The organism is Vreelandella lionensis, from assembly GCF_002087295.1.
GTDB classification, from domain to species: domain Bacteria; phylum Pseudomonadota; class Gammaproteobacteria; order Pseudomonadales; family Halomonadaceae; genus Vreelandella; species Vreelandella lionensis.
In genome coordinates this window covers 24191-45112 of sequence record NZ_MWVI01000042.1, presented here as the reverse complement: position 1 = coordinate 45112, position 20922 = coordinate 24191, and the positions used below count along the sequence as shown (strand labels likewise).

At 58.5% G+C, this 20922-nt stretch carries 21 protein-coding genes, 5 pseudogenes and 2 riboswitches; of the genes and pseudogenes, 12 read left to right on the top strand and 14 right to left on the bottom strand.

Annotation, left to right across the window (positions count from 1 at the left end):
- Positions 1 to 6: 6 nt before the first annotated feature.
- Positions 7 to 597: a cell division protein ZipA C-terminal FtsZ-binding domain-containing protein gene (locus B4967_RS05210; protein WP_083024023.1), complete on the top strand. Its 591-nt coding sequence runs from the start codon at positions 7 to 9 to the stop codon at positions 595 to 597.
- Between the two features lie 3 nt (positions 598 to 600).
- Here the strand turns inward: B4967_RS05210 and B4967_RS05205 are convergent, their stop codons facing one another.
- The 4 genes and pseudogenes from B4967_RS05205 to B4967_RS18850 form a co-directional block, all read right to left on the bottom strand.
- Entirely contained in the window at positions 601 to 2187 is a 1587-nt protein-coding gene (locus B4967_RS05205; protein ID WP_083024021.1) for an ABC-F family ATPase, read from the bottom strand.
- Positions 2188 to 2315: 128 nt separating this feature from the next.
- Positions 2316 to 3182 (bottom strand): sirohydrochlorin chelatase, encoded by an 867-nt coding sequence (locus B4967_RS05200; protein WP_083024019.1) that lies wholly within the window; start codon positions 3180 to 3182, stop codon positions 2316 to 2318.
- Positions 3183 to 3212: 30 nt separating this feature from the next.
- A pseudogene (locus B4967_RS05195) lies at positions 3213 to 3813 on the bottom strand (histone deacetylase family protein).
- Positions 3723 to 4118, bottom strand: a complete 396-nt coding sequence (locus tag B4967_RS18850) for an arginase family protein (RefSeq protein ID WP_243470347.1) — start codon at positions 4116 to 4118, stop codon at positions 3723 to 3725. The pseudogene B4967_RS05195 and the gene B4967_RS18850 overlap by 91 nt, the downstream one beginning before the upstream one ends.
- A gap of 38 nt (positions 4119 to 4156) precedes the next feature.
- Between B4967_RS18850 and B4967_RS05190 the strand changes: the two are divergent.
- Positions 4157 to 4743: pseudogene (locus B4967_RS05190) on the top strand (gamma-glutamylcyclotransferase).
- Here the strand turns inward: B4967_RS05190 and B4967_RS05185 are convergent.
- Positions 4734 to 5261, bottom strand: a complete 528-nt coding sequence (locus B4967_RS05185) for an HPP family protein (protein ID WP_016915214.1) — start codon at positions 5259 to 5261, stop codon at positions 4734 to 4736. The pseudogene B4967_RS05190 and the gene B4967_RS05185 sit on opposite strands and share 10 nt — an antisense overlap.
- 105 nt (positions 5262 to 5366) lie before the next feature.
- On the opposite strand from B4967_RS05185, the gene B4967_RS20685 reads away from it, so the two are divergent.
- Positions 5367 to 5513 carry a hypothetical protein gene (locus B4967_RS20685; RefSeq protein ID WP_340638693.1) on the top strand — a complete coding sequence of 49 codons (147 nt, stop codon included), beginning with the start codon at positions 5367 to 5369 and terminating at the stop codon, positions 5511 to 5513.
- 11 nt (positions 5514 to 5524) lie between these two features.
- Positions 5525 to 6277, top strand: a complete 753-nt coding sequence (locus B4967_RS05180; RefSeq protein ID WP_340638692.1) for a DMT family transporter — start codon at positions 5525 to 5527, stop codon at positions 6275 to 6277.
- Here B4967_RS05180 and B4967_RS05175 read toward each other — a convergent pair.
- On the bottom strand, positions 6252 to 6545 hold the full coding sequence (locus B4967_RS05175; protein WP_044630200.1) for a hypothetical protein: 294 nt from the start codon (positions 6543 to 6545) through the stop codon (positions 6252 to 6254). The two genes, B4967_RS05180 and B4967_RS05175, sit on opposite strands and share 26 nt — an antisense overlap.
- Positions 6546 to 6703: 158 nt before the next feature.
- Positions 6704 to 6794, top strand: a riboswitch (glycine riboswitch).
- A gap of 8 nt (positions 6795 to 6802) precedes the next feature.
- Positions 6803 to 6909, top strand: a riboswitch (glycine riboswitch).
- A gap of 60 nt (positions 6910 to 6969) precedes the next feature.
- Between B4967_RS05175 and B4967_RS21190 the strand changes: the two genes are divergently transcribed.
- Together B4967_RS21190 and B4967_RS05170 are read left to right on the top strand one after the other, a co-directional pair.
- The gene (locus B4967_RS21190) at positions 6970 to 7179 is read left to right on the top strand and encodes an FAD-dependent oxidoreductase (protein WP_243470346.1); all 210 of its coding nucleotides are present in this window, start codon (positions 6970 to 6972) and stop codon (positions 7177 to 7179) included.
- On the top strand, positions 7134 to 8210 hold the full coding sequence (locus B4967_RS05170; RefSeq protein WP_243470345.1) for a D-amino acid dehydrogenase: 1077 nt from the start codon (positions 7134 to 7136) through the stop codon (positions 8208 to 8210). The genes B4967_RS21190 and B4967_RS05170 overlap by 46 nt, the downstream gene beginning before the upstream one ends.
- Positions 8211 to 8321: 111 nt before the next feature.
- Here B4967_RS05170 and B4967_RS05165 read toward each other — a convergent pair whose 3' ends face one another.
- The 3 genes from B4967_RS05165 to B4967_RS05155 form a co-directional block, all read right to left on the bottom strand.
- Positions 8322 to 8906 (bottom strand): GGDEF domain-containing protein, encoded by a 585-nt coding sequence (locus tag B4967_RS05165; protein ID WP_139794410.1) that lies wholly within the window; start codon positions 8904 to 8906, stop codon positions 8322 to 8324.
- 456 nt (positions 8907 to 9362) lie between these two features.
- Positions 9363 to 12422, bottom strand: coding sequence for an efflux RND transporter permease subunit (locus tag B4967_RS05160; RefSeq protein WP_083024017.1), 3060 nt, complete (start codon positions 12420 to 12422; stop codon positions 9363 to 9365).
- The gene (locus B4967_RS05155; protein ID WP_083024015.1) at positions 12409 to 13566 is read right to left on the bottom strand and encodes an efflux RND transporter periplasmic adaptor subunit; all 1158 of its coding nucleotides are present in this window, start codon (positions 13564 to 13566) and stop codon (positions 12409 to 12411) included. The genes B4967_RS05160 and B4967_RS05155 overlap by 14 nt, the downstream gene beginning before the upstream one ends.
- Positions 13567 to 13664: 98 nt before the next feature.
- Between B4967_RS05155 and B4967_RS20115 the strand changes: the two genes are divergently transcribed.
- Both B4967_RS20115 and B4967_RS20110 read left to right on the top strand, forming a co-directional pair.
- Entirely contained in the window at positions 13665 to 14168 is a 504-nt protein-coding gene (locus tag B4967_RS20115; protein WP_279384653.1) for a TetR/AcrR family transcriptional regulator, read from the top strand.
- A complete protein-coding gene (locus tag B4967_RS20110) occupies positions 14102 to 14314 on the top strand; it encodes a TetR/AcrR family transcriptional regulator C-terminal domain-containing protein (protein ID WP_279384652.1) in 213 nt (70 codons plus the stop codon). Before B4967_RS20115 ends, B4967_RS20110 begins: the two co-directional genes overlap by 67 nt.
- 136 nt (positions 14315 to 14450) lie before the next feature.
- On the opposite strand, the gene B4967_RS20105 is transcribed toward B4967_RS20110, so the two are convergent.
- The 3 genes and pseudogenes from B4967_RS20105 to B4967_RS05140 form a co-directional block, all read right to left on the bottom strand.
- Positions 14451 to 14576, bottom strand: coding sequence for a hypothetical protein (locus tag B4967_RS20105; RefSeq protein WP_279384655.1), 126 nt, complete (start codon positions 14574 to 14576; stop codon positions 14451 to 14453).
- Positions 14577 to 14639, bottom strand: a pseudogene (locus B4967_RS18840) (hypothetical protein); the annotation flags it as partial.
- Positions 14640 to 14662: 23 nt separating this feature from the next.
- Positions 14663 to 15555: pseudogene (locus B4967_RS05140) on the bottom strand (LysR family transcriptional regulator).
- 176 nt (positions 15556 to 15731) lie between these two features.
- Between B4967_RS05140 and B4967_RS05135 the strand changes: the two are divergent.
- Entirely contained in the window at positions 15732 to 16067 is a 336-nt protein-coding gene (locus B4967_RS05135) for a hypothetical protein (RefSeq protein WP_083024013.1), read from the top strand.
- An 87-nt stretch (positions 16068 to 16154) separates the two neighbouring features.
- Here B4967_RS05135 and B4967_RS20680 read toward each other — a convergent pair.
- Together B4967_RS20680 and B4967_RS20675 are read right to left on the bottom strand one after the other, a co-directional pair.
- Positions 16155 to 17539, bottom strand: a pseudogene (locus tag B4967_RS20680) (PhoX family protein); the annotation flags it as partial.
- Positions 17540 to 17547: 8 nt separating this feature from the next.
- A complete protein-coding gene (locus B4967_RS20675) occupies positions 17548 to 18285 on the bottom strand; it encodes a PhoX family protein (protein ID WP_340638691.1) in 738 nt (245 codons plus the stop codon).
- A 462-nt stretch (positions 18286 to 18747) separates the two neighbouring features.
- Here B4967_RS20675 and B4967_RS18835 point away from each other — a divergent pair, with 462 nt between their 5' ends.
- From B4967_RS18835 to B4967_RS05120, 3 genes are all read left to right on the top strand, one after another.
- On the top strand, positions 18748 to 19296 hold the full coding sequence (locus B4967_RS18835; protein WP_243470344.1) for a magnesium transporter MgtE N-terminal domain-containing protein: 549 nt from the start codon (positions 18748 to 18750) through the stop codon (positions 19294 to 19296).
- Complete coding sequence (locus B4967_RS18830) at positions 19187 to 19939, top strand: magnesium transporter (protein WP_243470343.1); 753 nt, start codon at positions 19187 to 19189, stop codon at positions 19937 to 19939. The genes B4967_RS18835 and B4967_RS18830 overlap by 110 nt, the downstream gene beginning before the upstream one ends.
- A gap of 129 nt (positions 19940 to 20068) precedes the next feature.
- Entirely contained in the window at positions 20069 to 20812 is a 744-nt protein-coding gene (locus B4967_RS05120) for a sulfite exporter TauE/SafE family protein (RefSeq protein ID WP_083024011.1), read from the top strand.
- The last annotated feature ends 110 nt before the right edge of the window (positions 20813 to 20922 follow it).

Sequence of the window (20922 nt, the reverse complement as noted above, 5' to 3'; positions counted from 1 at the left end):
CACCCCATGGATATGACGTCTCTTCCCGTGCTGCTGGCCTTTGCCTCTCTGCTGTTAGGCATAGTAGCCGTGGTGATTTTCGCTTACGTTGTGGTGCCCAAACGGCGTCGCGCCAAGGCCAAGGCCGAAGAAGCAGAGGCACCGGTCGCCGCGCCTACGCCGCCGCCAGCGGAAGAGCCGCCGCCCGCTCCCGCGAAGCGCACGGGGAAAGTCAAACAGCACTCGCTGTTCGTCATTTTCAACCAGCCGGATGTCACCACCGATGAGCGATTGACCGAGTGGCTGCGTGAGAAAGGCGCCCATTACGACGCCATCAAGAAGGTGTTTTTGATCGACGGCCAGCAGGCATCTAACCCGATTACCGTGGCCAACGCCTTCCCGCCTGGGGAAATGCCCGACCTGCTGCGCGGGGAAACCCACGAGCCCATTCGGGGGGTTAGCCTGCTGGTGAAGCCGCCGCTGCACAAACGCCGCAATCAGCAGATGCACGTGTATGTGGAACTCGCCAAAGAGATGAACGAGACCTTCAGCGGCGACATGCTGGATGCCGACCGAGAGCCAGCCACCGAGGCCACCTACGCTCAAATCATTGGTTAAGCGCTACACCACGCCTTGGCTGCGCAGGTAGTCGTCGTAGCTGCCGCTGAAATCGACGATGCCATGCGGCTGCATGTCGATGATGCGCGTGGCGAGGCTGGAAACAAACTCCCGGTCGTGGCTGACGAACAGCAGCGTGCCGGGGTAGTTCTCCAGCGCTAGGTTGAGCGCTTCGATAGACTCCATATCCAGGTGGTTGGTGGGCTCGTCCATCAGTAGCACGTTGGGGTTGGTGAGCGTTAGCTTGCCAAATAGCATGCGGCCCTGCTCGCCCCCAGAGATCACCTTCACCGACTTGTTGATATCGTCGCTTGAGAACAGCATGCGGCCCAGCGCACCACGTACTACTTGCTCACCGCCTTTGGTCCACTGGCCCATCCACTCAAACAGCGTGGCGTCATTGGCGAAGTCATCGGCGTGGTCTTGGGCAAAGATGCCTAGCTCGGCGGCGTCGGTCCACTTCACTTCACCGGCGTCTGGGCGTAGATCTCCGCCCAGGGTTTTCAGCAACGTGGTTTTGCCAATGCCGTTAGGGCCGATAATGGCAATGCGCTCGCCCGCTTCGACGGTCATAGAGAAGCGCTTGAACAGCGGCTCGCCGTCGTAGCCTTTGGTAATCGCATCCACGTTCAACGCGTTGCGGTGGATTTTCTTGTTTTGATCAAAGCGGATAAACGGGCTCACCCGGCTGGAGGGTTTGATATCTTCCAGCTTAATTTTATCGATCTGGCGCGCACGCGAGGTGGCCTGCTTCGCTTTAGAGGCGTTGGCCGAGAAGCGGCTGACGAACTGCTGCAGCTCGGCAATTTGCGCTTTCTTCTTGGCGTTATCAGAGTGCTGACGCTCACGGGCAGCGGTGGCGGCCGTCATGTAGTCGTCGTAGTTGCCGGGGAACAAGGTGATTTCGCCGTAATCCAGATCCGCCATGTGGGTACACACGCTGTTCAGGAAGTGACGGTCGTGGGAAATAATCACCATGGTGCTGCTGCGCGCTTTTAGAATCTCTTCCAGCCAGCGGATAGTATTGATATCCAGGTGGTTGGTGGGTTCGTCCAGCAGCAGCACGTCCGGGTCGGAGAACAGCGCCTGCGCCAACAGTACGCGCAGCTTCCAGCCGGGCGCGACTTCGCTCATGGGGCCGGTGTGCTGTTCAATAGGAATGCCCAGGCCCAGCAGCAGCTCGCCCGCGCGGGACTCGGCGGTGTAGCCATCCAACTCGGCGTAGCGCACTTCTAAATCAGCTACGGCCATGCCGTCTTCTTCACTCATTTCAGGCAGCGAGTAGATGCGCTCACGCTCGGCGGCCACTTTCCACAGCTCGGCGTTGCCCATGATAACGGTGTCGATGACCCGCTCGTTCTCATAGGCAAACTGGTCCTGGCGCAGCTTACCCAGCCGGGTGCTGCTATCCAGCATCACCTGCCCAGACGAGGGCTCCAGCTCGCCACCCAGGATTTTCATGAAGGTGGACTTACCGCAACCATTCGCGCCAATCAAACCGTAGCGATTGCCGTTATTAAATTTGACGGAAACGTTTTCAAACAGGGGCTTGGCCCCAAACTGCATGGTGATATTGGCGGTTGCGATCAAGATAGAAGCCCTGGTTAACGAAAAAACTCTGAAACGAAGAAACGCTGGTTGATGAACGAGCACGCTTGCAAAAACCCCCGATTCTACGCGCCTTTGGGCGACGTTACATCTCCCCTCTTTGCCTTCCTTTACCGGGCATCTGAAGCGTGTGCAGGCATTTCCAGCAGAAAGCGTTCTCCGTCAAGCGCTTGGCGCAGCCGCGAGTGTAAAATCTCAACAATCCCCTGGTGCTCGCCTACCAGCGCGGTGGTCGTCACCTTCAACCCGGTGTGGCGCTGTTCGGCGGCGGCGCAAATCTCGGCAATATCGCCACCCTCACCGGCATGACGGCCTGGGGAGAGAAACAGCATCGCCAGCACCACGTTGCTGCTGCTGAATTCAGGCGTATCCAGCAAGTTCTCCAACAGCGGCTCGTTAAAGCGGTACTCGTCACCTTCCCGGCGCTCCATAGAGGCCGCCGCCACGCAGCGCACGTCGTTGCCTAACAGCACGCTCAACTGCCCCGCTAAGCGGTTGCGCACGGCAGTGACGTCGGGGATGGGGCTGCCGTGATCCACCAGCGCGACCTTGGCAGTGCCTTGTTCAGGCAGCTGCGCACGTACGTTATCGGCCAACAGCTGTGCCAAGCGCAGGTCGTTATTCCCCAGCTCATCCACCAGCGGCTGAGCAACCCGCACCGACACGTTAGGGAAACGCGCCTGTAGCGCGGTCATTCGCTCGGGCAGGTAGCCGGTCAGCGCTTGGCTGGAGCCGAAGAAAAACGGCAGCACGATAATCTCGGTGGCTCCCGCCTCGGCGCTGCGTTCGGCAGCGGGGCCTAGCGTAATGGCGGGTATGCCACCCACCTCTTCAGCGGGGATTTTATTGGAGTGCAGCAGCGAGGCCGCCTGAACGGTCTCCCCCAGCTGTTCACTTAACGCCGCAGCCACCCGGCGCAGGTTATGGGTGGCCTGTGGGCGCTTGGAGCCGTTATCTACCAAAAAAATGGCGCGCATCGTTTTCTATCCTTTTTCTGAAAGAGGGCGTTACATCATCAGCACATCCGCAGCGGCACGGTGCAGCTGGGCGTGGCGTGTGGCGAGGGCGGTAATATCGCGGTCGTAGCCGCCGCCAATCACCGCCGCCACGGGAATGTCAGACTCGCGACAGAGGTTTAGCACGTAGTGATCTCGGGCATAGAGCCCATCGCTGCTTAGCGATAAGTAGCCCAGGCGGTCATCCTGATGCACGTCCACGCCCGCATCATAGAGCACCACATCCGGCTGGTAAGCGGCGAGTAACCCCGGTAGCCAAGAAGCGAGTTCGGCTAGATAAGCAGCATCCTCCATGCCGTTGGGCAGGGCGATATCCAGGTCGCTTTTTGTTGCAGGCGGGGAAGTTACGCGCCGCGTGCATGGAAAAGGTAAACACGCCGGGCTCGTTAGCAAAGAGTCGCGCGGTGCCGTCGCCTTGATGCACGTCGCAATCCACAATCAGCACACGCTCTACCCAGCCCTGTGCCAGCGCGTGGGCGGCGGCCACGGCTAAATCGTTGATCAAACAGTAGCCGCTGGCAGCATCCGCATGGGCGTGGTGCGTCCCGCCCGCCGAGTTGCAGGCAAGCCCGGTGGCCAGCGCCGCTTCCAGGGTGAGCAGCGTGCCGCCGGTTTCCAGCCGCACTCGCTCCACCAAGGCCTCAGACCAAACGAATCCACTACGCCGCGGGCGGCACGATCAAGCTGGCCGTGCAAAAACGCCTGAACGTACTCTGGTGTATGCACGCGTTGCAGGCTTTCGAGGGTGGCCGGTTGGGGCGTGTGCCACTCGATGGGGCAGGCCAGCGTTTGCTCGCCCAAGAGCTGCCGAAGCACCCGAAACTTTTCCATGGGGAAGGGGTGATTGGCTGGTAAATCAATCGTATAACCCGGATGATGAACCACCGTTAACGCCATGCGCGTGCAGCCACTTTGGTCACAAATGTAGATCGCTTATGTTGCTTGATACCACAACGTTAAACCAGCAAAGAAACTTCTTCGACGGCCATGCGGATATCTGGCTTTTTGGCTACGGCTCGTTGATTTGGAAGGCCGATTTTGACTATTTAGAGCGCCGGCCTGCAGCGATTACCGGCTGGGCGCGGCGCTTCTGGCAGGGCTCCCACGACCACCGCGGCACGCCGGAAGCACCGGGGCGAGTGGCGACGCTGATTCGTGCCGAAGGAGCGGTATGTCACGGCATGGCCTACCGCATCACCCCAGAGGTGCTCGCACCGTTGGATGTGCGGGAGAAAAACGGCTACCTGCGGGAAAAAGTCACCTGACGTTTTTGGATGAGGCGGGTAACCCTGACGCCGACCAAGCGCCTAGCGAGGGGCTGATTTTCTGGCCAGCGAAGACAACCCAGCGGTTTTAGGCGATGCCCCGCTGGCCGACATCGCCCAGCAAATTGCCCAGGCCCATGGCCCTAGCGGCCCCAACAGTGCTTACTTGCTGAACCCTAGCCCAAGCGCTGCGCGAGTTGGGCACCGAGGATGCGCATATTTTTGCCCTGGAAGCGCAGCTACAGCGCTACCAGTAGCGCGGATAGCGGCGGTGGCGCGCCAAGTTATTGACCAGAATCGCCACCACCAGCATGACGATGCAGCCTGCGCCAATGGGGATCAGCGGATACCACCAGCCCAACTGATGCACGCTGGCACCGCCTGCCACGGCAATCAGCGCAGCGGCAGCCCCTGGCGGGTGAACGGTATGGGTAAGCTGCATGACCAAAATGGAGAGCGACACCGCCAACGCCATCGAAAGCGGCGTGGCCCCCAGCAGTTGATAGCAGCCCACGCCCACACAGGCAGAGAGCACGCTGCCAAACAGCACATGGCTTGGCTGGGCAAAGGGGCTTTCCGGGGCGGCATAAATCAGCACCGAGGTTGCCCCGAACGAGCCCACGATCAACAGCTGCTGGGAGAGCCACTCGGCGCTTAGCCAGCAAATCAGCGCCATGCCAGTAAAGGCACCCAGCCATGACCAGCAGGCATCCTGCCAGCCTACCCGGGGGCGCGGCGTTCGTTCTCCGCGCATCTTGCCAAGATACGTTTTCATCGCACTCGCCTTTGCACAAAAAGAGTGCAGATGATGACAAAATGCACCAAAGAAGCAAATGACGATGCGTCATATGCTCATGAAACTCGCTCAAGGACGATCAGCATGCCACTACCGTCTCCCTCGCTCACCGTTGCTCCTTCCAGCCTATTGCTAGCGGTAGTGGCTGCCGTGGGCATGGCCACCATCGGCGTGATCTCGCGCATCACCGGGCTGAATGCAGAAGCATTACCTTCTACCGGTTGGGGTTAGGGGCGCTGTTTTTGCTCGGCTATTTACTGCTGACAAAACGCCATGCAGGACTCACCACACTGCCAGGGCGGCAGGTGGTGATTAGCGGTAGTTTGCTGGCGGCGTTCATCCTGTTTTACGTGCAGGCGATGAACTACACCCAAATGGCCAACGCCATTTTGATGGTGTATCTCGCGCCGATTGTGGCGGCTATCGCGGCACATGCGCTGTTTAACGAACGGCTTGCAGCGGCGCAGGTTTCGCTCATTGGCTTGGCGCTGTTTGGGTTCGCGATGATGCAGGAGTTTCGACTCAACCTGGACGATCAGCAGGACGTGATTGGCATGGGTTTTGGCTTAGCGGCCATGCTAGCTTACAGCGGTTTTATCCTGACGAACCGCCGATTGCCGCGCCACCTGGATGACCGCACCTGCGCCTTCTGGCAGTTGGCGGTCGGGGCGCTGATGATCTTGCCGTTTGCGCTATGGCAGCCAGCAGGGCTAACCGCCAGCGCATGGCAAGTGCCGTGGTTGTTGGCTGCAGGCCTTGTGCCCGGTTTTTTGGCGCTGCTGTGCGCGGTGATGGCGATTAACCGCCTGCCCACCGCGCTATACGGCACGCTAGCTTACTGTGAGCCGGTGGCGGTAGTGATTTTTGGCTGGAGCCTGTTTGGCGAAGCGCTTTCGCCTTTGCAATTAAGCGGCTGTGGGCTAGTGATCGCCTGCGGCGTCGCGCAGGCGTGGGTCGGAGGCCGGGGCGCTACATCATCAGCCACGACAGGATAAATAGGCCAATCAGCGTGCGGAAAATGCCGCCAATAATGGAGCCACGCAAAAACGCACGCAGCCCACCCCATAGCACCAGCAGGCCAATCAGCAGTATCGCTAGGCTTAAAAACGAGTCGTTAATCCCCAGCGAACGCGTCAGCCCGCCGATAAAGTCATCAAAGGCACCAAAGAAGTTGGTGAAGAGCCCCACCAAAAACTCCACCACGACGCGGATGGCGTCGCCTATCGCCTCGCCGATGCCCTCAAAAAATCCGTTTGCCTGCATGCGCGTTGTCCATTGCTTGAAGATAATTGATCGAAAATAGCGAGTTGAAGATAGCGGGCATTGTGTGTGAAAACACGCAAACTGGCAAAGCCACGCGATTGAGCGGCTTCCACTTTTCGCCTATTTCCTTTTTAGCACTGCCGCGTTACAACGTTAAGTACGCATTTGCGGGAGAGACTGGTACACGACACCAGCGCCGAAGGAGCAACGACCCCGGAAACTCTCAGGCCAACGGACCGCAACGGCTAACGTTTTTACCAATACGTTCCGAAGAGCGGTTGATGACTGCGTCACTCAGCCCACCGAAGGAGAAGCGCCACATCATCGGCGTGAATCTCTCAGGTTCCATGACGGAAGGGGTACGCCTAGCAAACATGTTTGCTGGGGGTATCGCCCGACGCTCATACAATCTGTGGAGAGACTCATGCAACGCATTGCAATTATTGGCGGTGGTATTACCGGTATTACCAGCGCCTATGCCCTCGTAAAACGCGGCTTTAACGTCACTGTGTTTGAAAAGCATCGCTACGCCGCGATGGAAACCTCGTTTGCCAACGGTGGCCAGCTTTCCGCTTCGAACGCTGAGGTATGGAACCACTGCCTACGGTCATCAAAGGCCTGCGCTGGATGCTGAAAAACGACGCCCCGCTGCTCGTCAACCCTCGCCCTACTTGGCACAAGCTGAGCTGGTTTGCGGAATTTATCGCCGCCATTCCCCGCTATGCCGACAACACCACCGAAACAACGCGCCTCGCCATTGCGGCTCGGGAACACCTGTTTCAGTGGGCGCGAGACGAGCAGATCGATTTCGACGTGAAACAGAAAGGCATTCTGCATATCTACCGCGATAAAGCGGGCTACGAGCATGCCGCTAAGGTCTCACAGCTTCTGCACCAAGGCGGGCTTGAGCGCCGTGCCGTGACCCCGGAGGAAATGCGCGCCATCGAACCCACGCTGGCGGGTAGCTATTACGGCGGCTTCTTTACCGAAAGCGATGCCACAGGGGATATTCACAAATACACCAACGGCCTCGCCAAGGCCGCGGCTAAACGCGGCGTGAAGCTGAACTACGGCCATCAGGTGACCAACCTGGGTGCGGATGAGAACAGTGCCTGGGTCAGCGCTTCAATCGACGGGGAAGAAATACGCCAAAGCTTTGATAGCGTGGTGGTGTGTGCGGGCGTTGGCAGTCGTGCCATCGCCGCCAAGTTGGGCGACCGCGTTAACATCTACCCGGTCAAAGGCTACTCCATCACCGTACAGCTGGACGACGAAGCCTCACAGCAGGCCGCGCCGACGGTGAGCTTGCTGGATGACGAAACCAAGCTGGTGACCAGCCGTCTGGGAAACGACCGCTTCCGCGTGGCCGGTACCGCTGAGTTTAACGGCGCGAACCGGGATATTCGCAATGATCGGACTCAGCCGCTGGTGCGCTGGGTAGAGCAGTACTTCCCAGGCGTCAGCACCCAGCGAGTGGTGCCTTGGGCGGGCCTGCGCCCGATGATGCCGAACATGCTGCCCAAAGTCGGCCCCGGCAAATTGCCGACCGTTTTCTACAACACGGGCCACGGCCACCTGGGCTGGACGCTCTCCGCCATCACCGCCGAAATGCTCGCCGATGAGGTAGATAACTCCCCTGTCACTTCCCTCGCTATGACACGCTAGGCTGAATCATCCGCTTAGAACAACGAAAGGGGCCGCTTGGCCCCTTTCGCTAACATGCCACCCTATCGCGCCCACTCTCTTTCGCTTGATAGAGCGCATTATCAACCCGCTTCAACAATACTTTTGGGGCGTATCACTGTGGGTGGCTTCTGCCACGCCAAGGCTGACGGTGACATGCTCAGCCCCTGGAAAAGAGGCGCTGCTGATGCGTTGGCGAATCTTCTCGGCCAGTTGTGCCGCTTGGTCGAGTGAGGTTTCAGGGGCAAGAATCATAAACTCCTCCCCACCCCAACGGGCGCAGTAGTCGGCGGTGCGCAGATTGTTTTCCAGTAGCGTCGCCAAGGCGCGCAGCACTTGGTCGCCCACGTCGTGTCCTTGGCTGTCGTTAATCGTCTTGAAGTAGTCGATATCCAGCATAATGAGCGAAAATGGCCGCACATAGCGGTTCAGCCGCCCAAGCTCGTGTTTGAGCAGGTAATCAAACCGAGAGCGATTCATCAGCCCGGTGAGCATGTCAGTAGTGGCGAGGCGTTTTAATTCGGCCTCTTTCTCCACCCGCTGGGTGATATCTCGCTGGACCAGTACTAACACATTATCGGCATAGCCAGGCATCGACATAGCCGTGACACGCCACTCAATCAGCGGCCTTGGCGCTTGAGAGCGCGGTGCTTCATCGGCGTGGTCTAGCCCTGACATGGAGCATCCCAGGCTGAGCTTCCCACAAGCCAATGCGCTGTTGAGCTGGCAGATCAACTGCTCGTTCGCTGACGCTTGATGCACAATTTTAGGAGAAGCGCCTAACCAGTGGTCACGCTCTCCTCCCCAAAACTGAACATACTCCGCGCTGACATCCAGAATACGGATACCCTCGCCCTCGGGCAGACCGCTCAGTACGGCAACCCTTGACTGCTGGGTTCGCTGAGGAACAGCGGCTCTCCTTTTTCTTGCTTTATCTCTACCATCATCATTTCATCCAATGAATGTCAGCACTCGGGCCGTCTCATCCTAGAAACAGGCAGTGTTCCAAGTGCCATTAGCCTGCCGGCAATGCGTCATCCTTACGCGCTGGCAATAACGCCATTACACAAAGGATACGCTCGTTTACCAAATAGCAATATAGTCCACGTTATGAATAAGCGAAAAGGCGTGCCCTTATGCTGCGGCTCTTGCGACCCAAAGCCGGTACAGCGCTGGCGTAAAGAAAAACGACACCAGCGTGGCCAAGAGCAGACCAAACCCAACGGTTTGCGCGAAAGGTGGCCATAAGCCGCCGGCCGCGACCATGAGGGGAATCAGTCCTGCAAAAGTAGTGATAGTAGTAGACACAATGTGCCGACTCGTGGGGCCGCTGATCACCGCGAGCATCGCGTCCATATCGCCTTGCCGGGCGGCCGGATCATCATCAAAGGCGGCAATAATAATGATGGTGGCGTTAATGGCGACGCCTACCAACCCCATAATGCCGACGATAATCACGAAGCCAAACGCATGGCCACTCATCAGCAGCGCCACAATCCCCATGCCCATGGCCTGGGCGCCGGCAATAAACACAATGGCGGCGCGGCGGAAGGAGTTAAACGCCAGCACCACCGTAGCCACCATGGCAATCACTAGCAGAACCACCGAGGCGAGCAGTTTACCTACGGCCTCATCGCGCTCGGCGGCCTCGCCCCCCGTTTCAATACGGTACCCAGCGGGCAACGTCAGCTCACCGTTCTCAAGCGCTGCCTGAAGCTTGGCATCTAACTGCGCCATGGATACGGCCGGTAGCGCATCCGCCACTAAATAGCCTTGCACCAGCTGTACCCGCTCGGCATTTCGGCGGGTAATCACACTCCATGAAGGGGCAAGATCACTCCCGGCGACAGCCGCTAACGGTAAGCCTTCACTCTCATGATTACTCACCAAGCGCAGCGCGGCTAGCTGCTCGGCATCGGTACGCCAAGCATAGTCATAACGCACACGTATCGGTAGTTGCTGTGTATCTTCTAACAACATACCGGCAGGCTGGCCGGAGAGGGCAGCGCCTACCTGTTCCGCCAAATTCTGCGACGACAGCCCTGCATCGCTCAACGCGGTGTGGTCGACATCAAGCACTAGCCGAGGCAGATCACGCTGCATCCCTGCACGCACGTGGGTTACCTGGGGAAGCTGGTGCATCAGGCCCGCTAGCTCCAGGCCCAGGGAGGAGAGAACCTCCAGATCATCGCCATACACGCGAAGCTCAATGGGCGCTTTAAAAGGCGGGCCTTGCTCGTATTTGCGCACAACGCTTTGGGCTTGAGGAAAGCGCTTATCCAGAGATTGCTGCAGCCCCGGCACCTGTTGATTGGTGGCCTCTAACGACACCGTATCGACGATCAGATGTAGGAAGGCGGGGTTGTTATCTTCATTAGTCAGGACGTTGTAATACATCATCGGCGCACTTTCGCCGATAAACGAGGAGACACGCACCACGCCCGGCAGCTCGCGCACCATGTTTTCCACTTCGTGGGCCAGCGCTTCTGTCTTGGCGATACTACTGGCGGCGGGCAAGCGCACTTCAATGTGGAACTGGTCGCGGTCGGCGGGAGGGAAGAACGCTACGTCTAGCGTTGGCATCAGCGCTATTCCACCTACCGGCACACAGAGGGTGATCACCATCGCCGCCACGGGGTGGCGCAGTGTGCTACGAATCGTGCCGCGAAACGCCCGCTTCATTATATTATCTCGCGGGGCGGGCAGTTTAGCGGCTACCTTGGCCAGCAGCATGGGCGAAAGCGCAGGCACCAGCAGTAGCGAAATCAGATAAGAGCTGACCAGCGCCACCATGACCGCCATGGCGAGCGGCCCGACGAACTCACCGGCGGGGCCGGGCATCAGCACAATGGGCATAAACGCCAAAATGGTCGTGAGCGTGCTGGCAAGCAGCGGTACCGCCAAATGGCGCAACGCATCCCGAGTCGCGGCCAGCGCGGAATCTCCTTGGAGGAAGCGCTCACGCAGGGCATTGGTCATCACAATGGCGTTATCCACCATCAGCCCCAACGCGACAATAATACCGATGATGCTCATCTGGTGGATTTCCATCCCCAGCGGCTTGAACAGCGCCAGGGTGAGCAGCGCCGTCGCCGGAATGGCCAGCCCAACGGTGAGCGCAGAGCGCCAGCCCATCGTGAGAAATAGAATCGCGACCACCAGCACCAGGCCCATCAGCAGGCTAATCGCTACATCACTGAGACGCTGGTTGGTATAGCTGGCCTGCTCAAAGACTTCTTCTACCGCCAGCCCTATCGGCAGTTCATCGGCAAACGCCGCCAGTTGCGCCTGGGCACGCTCAACCCACGCATCGATACGCTGGCCCGGCACCATACGGGCACCTACAAATACGGCCCGTTCACCGTTTAGCAGCGCTACCGCGCTGTGTGGGTCTTGAACACCACGGCGCAGTTCGGCAATTTCCCCTAGCTTGACGCTCTGGCCCTGCTGGGTGGTGACGTTGATCTCCCGCAGCCGGTCAAGCGCATCAAACTCGCCGCTCAAGCCCACCGTTAGCCGATGCCCTTGTGTGACCACCTCGCCAGCCGTGCGGCGGCCGTCGCTCGCCTCAATGGCCCCGGCAAGCTGACCAACCGAGAGCCCTAACGCATTCAGTTCCAGCGGGTCTACCATCACCTCGACCTGCTCCCCGGCGACGCCAAAACGGTGGGTATATTCAGTGCCCGCCACCTGCCGTAACTGATCTTCTAGGCGTTCGGCATAGCGCTCCATCAGCTGTGGATTGGGCGAGGTATCCAGCGTCCAGCGCAGCGCGGCCACGATACTGAACGCATAGCCACGGTCATCCAACAACTCCGGCGTTTGCACGCCTTCCGGTAGCGAGGGAGCTACATCGCTGAGCTTATCGCGCACGCGGCTCCACACCGGCGTGACATTGGTCACCGCGTCGCTCAGCTCCAGGCTGAGCACGGCAATGCCTTGCCGCGAGGTAGATTCCAGCACATCAATCTCAGCAATGGTGCGCAGCTCCTGTTCGATAGGACGCGCGACCAAGGCTTCGATTTGTTCGGGAGTCGCCCCTGGATACGGTGCCAGCACGGTGGCAATCCGCGCGACAAGGTGTGGGTCTTCCGCCCTGGGAAGGGTTTGGATAGCCGATAGCCCCGCGACAATGAGTAAGCCAAGCGACAGCGCCAGCAGGCGGCGATTAAACAACCACTCAATGCGTTGCATGGGCCACTTCCTCGCTGAGCGTGACCTGCTGCCCAGGCGTGATGCGGTGAGTGCCACTGCTAATTAATCGCATACCGGGCGCCAGCGTGCCGCGCACAAAGGCGTCGTCGCCTTCGGTATGCAGCAGCTCTACGCTCGCCTGTGCCACACGGTAGCGCTCATTTTCCTGAGGTTCGGCAACCAGTACGTTCCACAACCCGCGGTCGGCGGCACGTAGTGCAGATAGCGGTACCCAGTAACCGCTAGCGGGCTCGGTAATCGAGTAGTTCAACTCGGCCAGATCGCCAGGCACCGCGCGGCTGTTACTTGTCAGCGCCACAACCAGTGTTTGCGTGCGGCTGTCGCTATCCACCTGGGGCAGGCGAGCGAGCACCTCACCCGTAATGGGCTGGCCGTTTACGTGCAGCGTCACAGACTCCCCCATGGTGAACGTCGCCGCTAGCCGGGCTGGCAAGCCAAGGTGCGCTTCTAAGTGGCGGGTATCCACGATATCGAAAGCCGCCGTGCCACTGCTCACCAAGCTGCCCACATCAATATGGCGCTCTACCACCCGACCAGCGAAGGGGGCTTTTAGGGTGCTGTCTTCTAAGTCAGCCGTGAGACTATCGCGCTCGGCCGCTAGGGCAGCGAGTCGCGCTTGCAGGGTTAAGCGGTCGGTGCGGGCTTGGTCCAGCGCCGTGCGGCTAGCAAAGTTACTCTGGTTGAGCTGTGCTTCTCGTTCTTCCTGGCGCTGGGCAAGGGCCAAGCTGGCACGGGCTTCTTCGCTGCGCGCCGCCACTTCGGCTAAACGGCTCTCCAAGCGGCGGGTATCCAGACGGGCGAGCACCTCCCCTTGTTCAACCGCATCTCCGCGCTCGGCCAGTACGGCTTCCACCCGCCCCGCTGGCTCAAAAGCCAACGACACCGACTGGCGCGCCACCACCCGACCGGTTAAGCGCACTTCCCGCCTCAACGCATCTGCCTCAGCAAGCGGAGTGGTTGCCACCTGTAATAAAGCGTTATCTACCCCCTGCTGGCGTGCCTGCTGGGCACTACTGTGCTGGCTGGTTAGCAGGAGTATTACCACAACGGTAGCGCCTATCATCAGCAGTGCCGCCAGCATGCCGCGCAGCCGATGCCCCCAGGAAGTGTTTAACGTGCCCATGTTGGCCTCAAATGGTTTATTCTTGAACGATAACGTTCACTATAATATGTGTACGCCACCGTTCAATAACTATTTATGCATGGGCAGAGGTTAATTGCATGACAGACGCTCAACCGCCGTCATCTGACCAAAAACGCAGCGCGGGCCGCCCTAAAGATATGGCCAAACGTAATGTGATGATGGACGCTGCAGCGTGCCTGTTTTTCCGCAATGGTTTGGAAGCCGTCACCATGGAGGCCGTTGCTCGAGAGGCGGGCGTTTCCAAAGTGACGGTGTATGGGCACTTTACGTCTAAGGAAGCGCTGTTTGGCAGCGTGATACGGCGAGAAACCGCGACAATTCGGCAAGGGTTAGAGCAGCTCCCCGACACCCACGACGCGGTACGCCAATCGCTCATTGAGGTAGGCATCAGCATGGTGCGCTTTTTACTGGAGCCCCATGTATTGGCGGTCGAACGGGTGATGAGTCAGCAGGGCGAGCAGCACCCCAAGCTGTTACAGGCTTTTTTTGAGGCAGGCCCCTGGGCTATTAGCCAGTGGCTGCGGGAAAACTGGAAGGACTGGCCAGCGCAGGCCACCTCACCCTGCCCGCCCCCGCGCTAGCTGCCGATCAACTCTGCAGCATGTGGCAGGGGATGCTGACCAAAGAAGTTCGTATGGGCGTACGCCCACCGCCCACGGATGAAGAACTCAAGCGCCAGATCACCAGCGCTGTAGACGTGTTTTTAATGGCGTATGGGCGGCGCTGATGCTCAGGCTATCGGGCACTGGCTACCTAGCGCCAAGACTTGAATGTGCCACTGCAATTGCTGGGCTTAACGGCCTGCACTTGGCCAGCACGATGAGGGCCTTACGCACCGCATCGGCGGGTCCGCCTCTTCTTATTCACACCGCTGGCGGTTGCCCCAGGATTTCTAAGCCTGTCCCCAGCTCGTTCTCAATTGCCTGACCCATTGCTAGCAGTTTGGCGTCTTGCCAGGGCCCTGCCAGCATTTGCAGGCCAACGGGCATACCTGCGTTGTCTTTACCAACCGGCAGCGTTAAGGCACATAGGCCTAAAAACTTTGCAATCATTCCGAATGACTAATGACGTCAGCTCATCCTTCACGAAAAGCCTCCACCACCCGCTCGGCCAACACTTCGCTGGCATCGCCACTACCAGGCCGTTAACCAGCGCTACCTGATAATCGCCCAGCGGGGGAAGCAAATCGTGAGTGAGACGTTTGAGCGGGGGGCGAATTAAGCTTTTTGGAAACGGTGAAATAGCCAGATCCGCCAACATGGCGGCTTCTTGCCCGGCACAGTGGTCGCAGGAGTAGGCAATTCGATAGTTCACCCCAGCGCTATCCAGTGCCTGGAGTGCAATTCTGCGCCATGCACAACCCTGTTGAGCCAGGGTCACCGGCAGCGGCGTACGCTGTACGGCAACACCATCTTCACGGCCCGCCCATACCAGCGGCTCGCTATGCACAATCTCACCACGCGTCGCTTGCCCAGGTTCTCCCGCCATCACCAGAGCCAGATCAAGTTCCGACTCATCCAATCTTGCGAGCAGCTCTACGCTGCGGCCAACAATCACATCGACCTGCACGGCAGGATGAGAGCGGGCAAACTGGGCCAATACGGTGGGCAGTACACGCCAGACAACATCATCGGTTATACCCAGGCCTACACGTCCTTCCAGTGCTGGCGCCAAGAATTGAGTCACTGCCTCAGCATTGAGTTTCAACAGCCGCCGACTATAGCCAAGCAGCACTTCCCCCTCTGCCGTCAATCGCACCTGGCGCGCTTCACGCACAAATAGGTTCTGCCCCAGTATCTCTTCCAGGCGTTTGATCTGCATGCTCAGCGCGGAAGGAGTCCGAAACAATTGCTGGGCAGCGCGAGTAAAACTGCCACTTTCCGCAATTGTTACAAAGGTACGCAGCACCTCGCTATCCAGTAATGGCAAAGCGGCCCGATTAGTCTCCGCACCAGCGAACTGATTCATCACAGCACCTTTCAGAAAAACTTAAGGCACAGTGTAATTCTTTTCGTTTGATTGATCCCAAGGTTGAGCATCAAGCTAGTGATCAGAGGTCGCGACCCTCCTTCTTATTGACATACATGACACCCTTTCAGCAGGCGTAATCCCATTAGAAAGCAGGTGTACGTTGGAGGTGTGCGATGAAAGACAACAACCCGACCCGACATGCTCTACACGCCTGGAATAGAGCCAGCCAGCTGCCCCCGCCCCCCAAACCGCCAAAGCTCGAATTTTATATGCCCGCGATGCCGTCATTGACCTTGATTCACCGGCTTGAAATGCGTTGGTGGCGCTACCGACGCCGGCAGCTCTTCCGCCGCCACGTATTGCCCCTGCTGGCTTACGACGACAACGTATTACGGGATATTGGCCATTGTCGTGAAGATATTCTCTGGGCTAGCCAGTTGCCCCTGCAGGAAGATGCCATTCAGGTGCTGGAAGCTCGGCAACAGGAAACACCGCATGAGGAGAAATAGCGATAAAAGGCGTCGAGCCTGAAGATGGCTCGACGCCCTTAGAATGGCAATGACGCTCTGCATTACCGCTATGGTGGGCGGGGCGGTTTACACCCCCACCGGCCCACCATCACGCTTCTGAATCACTACTGTGGCGGCACGCGGGCGCACTTGCCCACTCGCCGCCGCAGTGGCGTCTTGCACCAGGGCACTGGCATCCGCGGGCCAATTGCCGGGGTGCTGGATGTTGATAAACAGTGCGGTTTTATCCGGCGTGGCAAAGATGCCGGTAACTTCGCAGCCGTTCGGCCCCACCGCAAAGCGTTTGAGCTGTTGCTGGTTGCTGCTGTTGATCACCGGCCCCGTACCGCGAATATCCTCTAACCCTTGGGGCACCACGGCCAATAGCTGGTCGTTGGTGTGCTCGGTAACGCCTTCATAGCCGTTGTCGGTTTGAATCCAGAGAATGCCTTGGCCGTCTTCACGCTCATCGAACCACAGGCCATCGGGGCTGGCGAATTGGTTCCTCTCGTTTAGCCCGGAGCGGTTATCCGCGGCGTCGGCCGCTGCGCCAAACACAAACACTTCCCAGGTGAAGGCGTTGGGCAAGCGGCTCTCCCGCCAACGAATCACATGCCCGGCCTCGTTATTGGCGCGGGGATTGGAGGCGTTCGCAGGGGCGGTAGCGAAGCCAACGCCCGGCTGGGTAAGCTCGCTGCCGTCGTTGGTGAAGGTGGCATCGGAGCCCTCTTCACTGCGCTGGGTGTTGTTCGTCAGCGTTAGATACACCTCCCCGAGGCCGGGTCTACCGTGGCCCACTCGGGGCGGTCCATTGGCGTGGCGCCCAGCAGGTCGGCGGCATCGCAGGTGTTGATGATGATGCCTGCCAAGTCGTTCTCGGCTAGGCCAAGTGCGGCGGCCAGCGTGCGACCATCCTGGGTCTTGGCCCTCGGTGTGAGCGGCAGCCACTCGCCGCTGCCATCGGCATGGAAGCGCGCCACGTAGAGCGTACCGTTATCCATGTATTTATTGCCGATGGCGAGGCGGTCGTACTCGGCGCCCGGGCGGGTTGGGTCAGCGGGGTCCCAGGCGGCATCAGAGACGTACTTGTAGACATACTCGTTACGAGCATCGTGACCTGAATAGTAAACGATGGGCTTGCCCGCTTCTAATTTGTCCAGCCAGCACCCTTCATGACGAAAACGCCCCAGTGCCGTACGCTTCACCGCACGAGCACCGCTGTAAGGGTCGACTTCAACTTGGTAGCCGAAGGTGCGCGCTTCGTTGCGGTAGTCCTCTTCGGCACGCTCACCGCGTGGGGTGATGTCAAAGCGCGCAAACTCGCCGTTCTGCTCACTAGCATCCCCCGCTGAGGTGTCCCAGCCGTAGCGGCTTTTATCCGTGGGAATACCGATGCGCGCATCATCCTGGAAGCGCTCGCCACGGTTGACGAAGATATCGGGCCAGTTCTCTTCACAGGCGATGTAAGTGCCCGAGGGCGTTACGCCGTTACCGCAGCTGTTGTTGGTACCACGGGTTTGTGTGCCGTCAGGGGGAACTGGGTTTTTACGTAGTCGCTACCCGCCACGGGGCCGGCAAAATCCATCACCGTGGCGCTGGTGAAGCGGCGGTTATAGGGCGAGTTGGCAACATGAGACCTCTGGCCGCTGGCGGTTTTCTCTACTTCGACAATCGTCGCACCATGGGCATTGATTTTAGTGCGCGATTCGTCCGCTGGGCGCGCGCCCGCCTCGGCATTGGTCGGCCCACCTTGGGGCGCCCACAGCGCATCCTGATCGATGTATTCGTTATTTAGCGCCAGCACAAAACGGCGCGAGGCGTTATCCGCATCCAGGGCAAAACCGGCCATGCCGTCGTGATGCATGCCCACGCTCATCGCTTGGCGCTCGGGCGTCATGGGCTGGTCGGCTTGCCACTCCTGGCCTGCCTGCAGCGGCGTGCCCCAGGGCACCAACACTTGAGCCACGTATCCTTCCGGCACAACGATGGCATCGGTACGAGAACCACGCACCGCTTCAAACGCGAGGGTTAGCGGCGTTTTCGCCTGCTCGCCTGCGAGTGCTTGAGCCGCACCGCCAAACCCCAGCATGGATGCCGCCGCCAACCCCAGGCCGCCTCGCATTACGTCGCGCCGGGAGACGTGCTGAGCCAGCACCTCTGCAAACGGCTGGTTGTGACTTTGGTTAAACAGGCGGTGATCTTCGATTTCCTTGCTCATGGTGCCCCCTCGTAGTCATGGACATGGTCATAACGGTTTTTTGAAGAGGCTAGTAGCGCAGAATGAAATATGTATGACGGGTAAGCGACTTTTTAATGACGGTTCGATGGCAGGCGCTATATGAATAATGCTGCGGATAAGCTCATCAGCCACCATGCGTCACTACGCTCTCCTGATTATGTCGGTCAATAAGCCTGCATGGCTTTCAACCCAGGCTATCGATAAGATTCATAGTGAGCCATCAAGCGCTTTCAAGTAGTTGTGTTAAAAATTAATTCCCCAAAGGATGGACTCTATGCGCGATGAAGAGAAATACACCAACACCAAGGAGCAGCTGCTCTATCTTCAAAAGTTGCTAGACGAAGAAGAAGGCCGCTGCCTTAAACGAGCTGTTTAATGAGCTCGATATTTTAGCGATTCGCGCTCTCTTGAGTCTTTTCCCGCCAAAACCCGTGATTTGCTGTGGAGTACATTCCAGAAACGATGCTCGGTGAGGTGCTGGCCGAAGTCGATGAAGACATCCGTGCCGACTACATCGAAGACCTGACCGCCAGCGACGTTGAGCAAATTGTTAAGGGCCAGGATGCCCAGGAAGTCGCCGAGGTTCTTGATGTTGCTGACGAAGAGATCAAAACCACCGTCTACGCCAGCCTAGACCAGGAGATCCGCGCCCAGGTCGAGAACCTTCATGCCTATGAAGAGGACATGGTTGGCCGCTACATGGACCCGGAAACGGTCAATGTTAAACAGGGTGTGTCGTTGGAAGCGGTACAGCGCTATATCCGTATTCATCACTTGCTGGATGATGATTCTCAGCAAGGAATGATCACCGATAAGGAGAAGCGGCTGCTGGGCACCCTGACGCTGATTGATTTGGTCAAACAGCCCCAAGGAGAGCACCGTGGACGAGTTCATGGACGATGCTCCCTACACGCTCAACGACCAGATGAAAGTCAGCGAAGCCGCCGCCCTGCTGCGCTCCATGGAGCTGCCCTTTGTACCGGTATGTGACAGCGACGGGCTACTGGTAGGCCAGTTAAACGCCGCCGACGTACTGGAAATAACTCAAGACGACGCAGACATGACGCTGAAACACATGTCGGGCGTGAGCGACGAAGAGGAAGTGTTCACCCCGATTCTGCGCAGTGCCAAGAGCCGCGGCATTTGGCTCGGTATCAATCTATTAACCGCCTTTCTAGCCGCCTTTGTGATCGGTCAGTTTGAAGCGGTGCTGGATCAAATTGTAGCGCTCGCTATCCTCATGCCTGTGGTCGCCAGCATGGGCGGGATTGCAGGCAGCCAGACGCTAACGGTGGTCATTCGCGGCTTGGCGCTGGGGCAGATTGCCGGTAACAACAAGCAGTGGCTCTACAACAAAGAGCTGTGGGTGGGCATGCTCAATGGCTTGGTATGGGCGCTGGTGGTGGGCGGTATTTCCTACCTGTGGTTTAGCGACCCGCTGATCACCCTCGTCATCACTTTAGCGATTTTTATCAACATGAGCCTCGCCAATGTGTCTGGTGTACTGATCCCCCTGGTACTCAAAAGGCTGCAAATTGACCCTGCTCTATCCGGCGCGGTGATCCTGACCACCGTTACGGATGTCGTTGGCTTTCTATCGTTCTTGGGGCTGGCGACGCTGATTATTTTGTAATCAACGTGATGGCAAGGCGCGGCTGCCTTTCTATTCGCCCGCTAACTTTTATCTAATGCTATGCTGTTGTGCCCCGCCTCTGCGGGGCTTTTTTATGTCGGTCGCTTTTGAACACTTTGAGAGGCTCCCATGCTCCCCGATTACTCCCTTATCGCCTGGCTGTTGATTCTCTTTTCTGTCTACCTCACCGGCGTCTCTAAAGGGGGCTTTGCGGGTGGCTTTGGCACGCTCTCAGTGCCGCTGATGGCGCTGGCGATTAGCCCGACCCAGGCAGCCGGGCTGCTGCTGCCGCTCTTGCTGGTGATGGATGTGTTTGCGGTCAAGGCGTGGTGGGGCAAGCATGACCGCGCTGAAGTGTGGCGCTTTGTGCCGGGGCTTTTCATTGGCGTGACAGTAGGCACCCTGCTGTTTGGCAGCCTAAGCGAGCAGGGCGTGCGGCTGGCTTTGGGAATTCTATCCGTCGTTTTCGCCGCCTATATGCTACTAAAACCTGTGGCTAAAAAACCGATTTCCAGCCGATGGGCACTGCCTGCGGCCAGCGTGTGCGGCTTTACCAGCTTCATTGCCCACGCGGGCGCGCCGCCGATGAACATGTACCTGATGCCGCGCAAGCTCACTAAAGAAACGTTCATTGCCACCTGTACGGTGACCTACGCGGTGGTAAACACTATCAAACTAGGCCCGTATATGTGGCTAGGCGAAGTCAACATGACCAGCGCCTGGGCCTCGCTGCTGCTTGTGCCCGTTGCTTGGATCGGTGTACGTAACGGCCTGTGGCTACAGAGTCGCGTCAATGAAAAGCTGTTTTACCGCTTAGTCATTCTGGCCATGTTCTTAGTGGGGATTAACTTGGTGTGGCAGGCCGTGAGTTAGCCCTCTATTACTGACGGTTTCCACAAGTAGGCGCCCTCCTCCTCTTATCTACGCCCCTTAACAGTCTCGCAAGGAGGGTTTGAGTCACCCTGCATACCGTCATGTTATGA